Source organism: Rhodococcus sp. 15-2388-1-1a, assembly GCF_002259145.1.
Taxonomy (GTDB): domain Bacteria; phylum Actinomycetota; class Actinomycetes; order Mycobacteriales; family Mycobacteriaceae; genus Rhodococcoides.
In genome coordinates this window covers 1-4,816 of record NZ_NPFP01000037.1, presented here as the reverse complement: position 1 = coordinate 4,816, position 4,816 = coordinate 1, and the positions used below count along the sequence as shown (strand labels likewise).

At 60.6% G+C, this 4,816-nt stretch carries 3 protein-coding genes; all 3 read left to right on the top strand.

Annotated features, from left to right (window positions below):
• Positions 1-254 precede the first annotated feature (254 nt).
• Positions 255-1,574 (top strand): UDP-glucose dehydrogenase family protein, encoded by a 1,320-nt coding sequence (locus CH302_RS20420; protein ID WP_037193762.1) that lies wholly within the window; start codon positions 255-257, stop codon positions 1,572-1,574.
• A gap of 524 nt (positions 1,575-2,098) precedes the next feature.
• On the top strand, positions 2,099-3,580 hold the full coding sequence (locus tag CH302_RS20415; protein WP_082323791.1) for a sugar transferase: 1,482 nt from the start codon (positions 2,099-2,101) through the stop codon (positions 3,578-3,580).
• A 151-nt stretch (positions 3,581-3,731) separates the two neighbouring features.
• The coding region (locus tag CH302_RS20410) for a glycosyltransferase (protein ID WP_230596379.1) at positions 3,732-4,816 on the top strand (1,085 nt) is incomplete at its 3' end.

The following is a 4,816-nucleotide window of genomic DNA, read 5'->3' as shown; positions in this document are numbered from 1 at the left end:
GTCCGGCTGGATTCCCCTCGATGTCGGCGGGCAAGTGTATTGGCCCAGTGCGCATAGTATCGAGCTCGGACGTCGCTACCGCACTCCGAAGCTTAACGGCCGTCGGCTCGCACCACCTGACGTTGGGAGTGACGAGTTGGACGCGTCGGTGTTTACTGTCCATGTTCGAGCGGTGCATCCGCGACCTCGGCAGCACCATGCTGTTGGGGCTGATCGAATACTCGAGCCGACCAACCTGCGGGGGAAACTGAAGCATGCGAATCACTGTTTTTGGTACCGGATACTTGGGTGCCACCCACGCCGCATGCATGGCCGAGCTAGGCCACGAGGTGCTCGGCGTGGACGTGGACCCGGCGAAGCTCGCGAAGCTCGAAGCCGGCGAGGTCCCGTTCTGGGAGCCCGGTCTCGAAGAGGTGCTGCAGCGCAACATCGCGGCCGGACGGCTGCGCTTCACCGCTTCGTATCAGGAAGCTGCGGACTTCGCAGAGGTGCACTTCCTCGGTGTCGGTACTCCCCAGAAGAAGGGTGAGTTCGCGGCCGACATGAAGTTCGTCGACTCGGTCATCGAAACTCTCGCGCCGTTGCTCACCAGGCCGGCCGTCATTTTCGGTAAGTCCACCGTCCCCGTTGGAACGGCGGAGCGGCTCGGCAAGATCGCTCGCGAACTCGCGCCGGCCGGCGACGACGTCGAGGTCGCGTGGAACCCCGAGTTCCTGCGTGAGGGCTTCGCCGTCAGGGACACACTGCACCCCGACCGTCTGGTGCTGGGCGTCGATCGTGCCCGTCCGGGGCGCGCCGAGGAGCTCGCCCGCGAGGTCTACGCGCAGCTGCTCGAGGAAAAGATCCCGTTCCTGGTTACCGACCTGGCCACTGCCGAGCTGGTCAAGGCATCCGCCAACGCATTCTTGGCCACCAAGATCTCGTTCATCAACGCCATTGCAGAGGTGTGTGAAGCCGCTGGGGCCGATGTCACCGTGCTCGCTGACGCCATCGGCCACGACGAGCGCATCGGCCGCAAGTTCCTCAATGCCGGCATCGGCTTCGGCGGTGGCTGTCTGCCCAAGGACATTCGCGCCTTCATGGCGAGGGCAGGCGAACTGGGAGCTGACCAGGCTCTGACGTTCCTGCGCGAGGTCGACAACATCAACATGCGACGCCGTACTCGTATGGTCGAGCTGGCACGCGAGGCCTGCGGGTCTCTGCTCGGTGCTCGAGTTGCCGTGCTGGGCGCGGCTTTCAAGCCCGATTCGGACGACGTCCGCGATTCACCGGCCCTGAACGTCGCCGGACAGATCCAGCTTCAGGGGGCGGCGGTCAACGTGTACGACCCCAAGGCGATGGAGAACTCCCGCGCACTGTTCCCCACCCTGACCTACAGCAGTTCCGCGCTCGAGGCCTGCGAGGGTGCTGACGTGGTGTTGGTGCTGACGGAGTGGAAGGAATTCAAGGCCCTCGCTCCGAGGGATCTGGAGGGCGCGGTGCGCAGCAAGACGCTGATCGACGGACGCAACTGCCTGAATCCGGAGCAGTGGCGGGCGGCCGGTTGGAACTACCGCGGGCTGGGACGTCCCTGATTACGACGCTCGATCCGAGCAGGGATTCATTCAATGGAATGAATTTGCATGCTCGTTTTCTTTGATGCCAGTTCTCGGCAATTCAATTTTTCGTTGGCCTTGGTGTAGGTAAAAATCTTGTTTCATCCGGTGTGGTCAAGTGCAGAGGTTTGTTCAGCGTCCTATTGACAAGAGTGATGCTGTCGATCGCACGGTAAACCGCGCTGTAACCTGTGAAATCTCACATTCCCGTGCCGATTGTGCTTGCGTGTAACGCTTTCGGGTAATGGAACGGTTACAGCATAGGCGTTCCTGTTACACATATCGCCTAGTCAGCAGCGGTGTGGTAAGCAGGATACCTGCTGTTATTCATTTGTGATCTACGCCGCTTGCATGGTGCATTGGATAGCAGCGTGGGACTATTTCAATTCGATACCAGTTGCTTGTCGGATTGGTTCGAACCGAGTTCGCGCGTTCGCCACCGGTGTGCGCCGTAATACAGAGGAGGGGAGCACGTGGCATCTGTCGGGGCTGCACAGCGCTCTCTGTGGGGATCTCCACGACGACCGGACGGAGTTGCGGTCAGAAGACTTACCTCCCGCCACGTGTGGGAGTACCAATACGTCCGGCGGCTCCGGTTGACCGACGTCGTCGTCGTCGCGCTGTCGGTCGGCCTGGCGCAGTTCGTGCGCTTCGGTGGTGTGGAATCCACTGGTCTGCTCTCGACGATGACGTACACGGGCCTGTCGGTTGTCATCGCCGGAGTCTGGATCACTTTTCTTGCTATCTTCCGCACGCGATCACCGCGTGTCATCGGTAACGGAGCGGAGGAATACCGACGTATCGTGTCGGCCACCTTCCGTTTGTTCGGTGTCATCGCGATCGTGTCCCTACTGTTCCGCATCGATATCGCCCGGCTCTACTTGGCTATCGCTCTGCCGGTCGGTCTGCTTGCGCTGCTGCTGAGCCGATGGATCTGGCGCAAGGTGGTTGCTCGATCGCGAGGCAAGGGCGAATACAAGACCTCGGTATTGATTGTGGGAAGCCGAGCAGCGGCCGTATCCATGGCGCAGTCCTTCGAGAAGTCTCCTTCCTCGGGTTACGCTGTGGTCGGAATTTGCATGCCCGGATACGAGGCTCCGCGAGACGGAGTGGTCAGTGTCGAAGGATCCGAGATCCCGGTTCTGGGCGACGAGCACGACGTCCTCGCCGCGATCGAAGAGTGTGGTGCAGACACTGTTGCGGTGACCGCCACGGAACACCTCGGGCACAAGGGCATCCGCAAGATGATCTGGGACCTGGAGAAAAAGGACGTCGACCTGGTGGTCGCGCCGGGTGTCGTAGATGTCGCAGGCCCGCGCCTGGTGATGCGGCCCGTCGCCGGCTTTCCCTTGATCCATGTCGAGAAGCCCCAATACAACGGCGCGACACGCTTCAGTAAGACGGCCTTCGATCTCACGTTCGCAGCACTGGTATTGGTGCTGATCTCGCCGATCCTGCTGGCGGTCGCCATCGCAGTGAAGTCGACCAGTCGTGGACCGATCTTCTACAAGTCCGAGCGAATGGGCATCGACGGCGCACCGTTCTCGATGATCAAATTCCGCAGCATGACCGTCGACGCCGACAAGCAGGTTGCCCAACTCCTCGATCGGAACGAAGGTGCCGGCGGAGTCTTGTTCAAGCTGCGTGACGATCCGCGGGTGACCCCGGTCGGCAAAGTTCTGCGCCGTTTCAGTCTCGATGAGTTGCCCCAGTTTTTCAACGTACTCAAACGTGAGATGAGTGTTGTGGGGCCGAGGCCCCCGCTGCGCCGGGAGGTCGAGAACTACAACGGTGACGTTCGTCGGCGATTGTTGGTCAAGCCCGGAGTCACGGGTCTGTGGCAGGTCAGTGGCAGATCTGATCTGTCGTGGGAAGAGACTGTGCGACTCGATCTTTCATATGTCGAGAACTGGTCGATGGTGGGGGACCTACTGATCATCGCGAAGACCGCGAAGGCAGTAGTTGGTAGCGACGGTGCGTATTGAGTGCCGCTCTGATCAGGACCGAACTGGCAAAACAATATTCATCGATGATCGGCGAGATCGTCGACACGGAGTCGGAGATGCTGAAGTGACCGAACGGCCACGAGTAGCAATTGCACATGACTACCTCACTCAGCGGGGAGGAGCTGAGAAGGTGGTGCTCGCGATGGCGCGGGCATTTCCGGATGCGCCCATCTACACGACCCTTTACGACCCCGACGGGACATACCCCGAGTTCAGAGGCCTGGATATACGTCCATCCGTCTTGAACAGAGTTGGATTCCTCCGCCGAAATCATCGTGCCGCTCTTCCACTTCTACCCTTCGCCGCGTCATCAATACGCATCGACGCGGACGTCGTCCTTGTCAGCAGTAGCGGCTGGGCCCATGGCTTCAAGTCTGCCGGGCCCAAAGTCGTATATTGCTATTCTCCAGCACGCTGGATTTACCAGCCTGACGCGTACCTCGGCGAGTCCGCGGGCAAGGGCATACGGACGCTCTTGGCGCTTGTGACGCCTGCGCTGAAGCGTTGGGACCGACGAGCTGCGTCGACCGCGTCCAAGTATTTCGCCATATCGTCAGTGGTTGAACCGCGCATTCGCGATGCCTACGGCATCGACGCGACGATCCTGCCGGCTCCACAGTCTCTCGATTCGAGTCTTCCCGCAGCGCCAGTAGCAGAACTGGCCGATTGGGTAGATGCGGGTTACTACCTGTGCATCTCACGTTTACTTCCCTACAAGAACGTGGACAAAGTCATGCGCGCCTTCCATAGCACGGATCGAAAACTGGTAGTCGTCGGTAGCGGACCCCAGGAGGGTGAGCTAAATGCCCTGTCGCAGGACAACATCCGGATGGTCAAGGATCTTTCAGACGCGCAGATCCGGTGGCTGTACAAGCACTGCCGAGGTCTGGTCGCAGCGAGCTACGAGGATTTCGGCCTGACCCCGCTCGAGGCGGCGAGTTACGGTAAGCCGAGCGCCGTCCTCCGTTGGGGTGGATTCCTCGACACTGTTGCCGAGGGGCAGACCGGTGTGTACTTCGACGAGCCAGAGCCTGTGTTGATCAGGCGGGCGGTCGTGGCGTTGGACGACCGAGACTGGCCAGCCGGCGTGATGGATGACCATTTGGACCAGTTCAGCGAGCAGCGATTCGCAGGAGCACTACACAAAGCAGTTGACGAAGCCCTCATCGACGCGGCGAGCTCGGGAAATGCAGCGGTCGGCACAAGGAACAACCG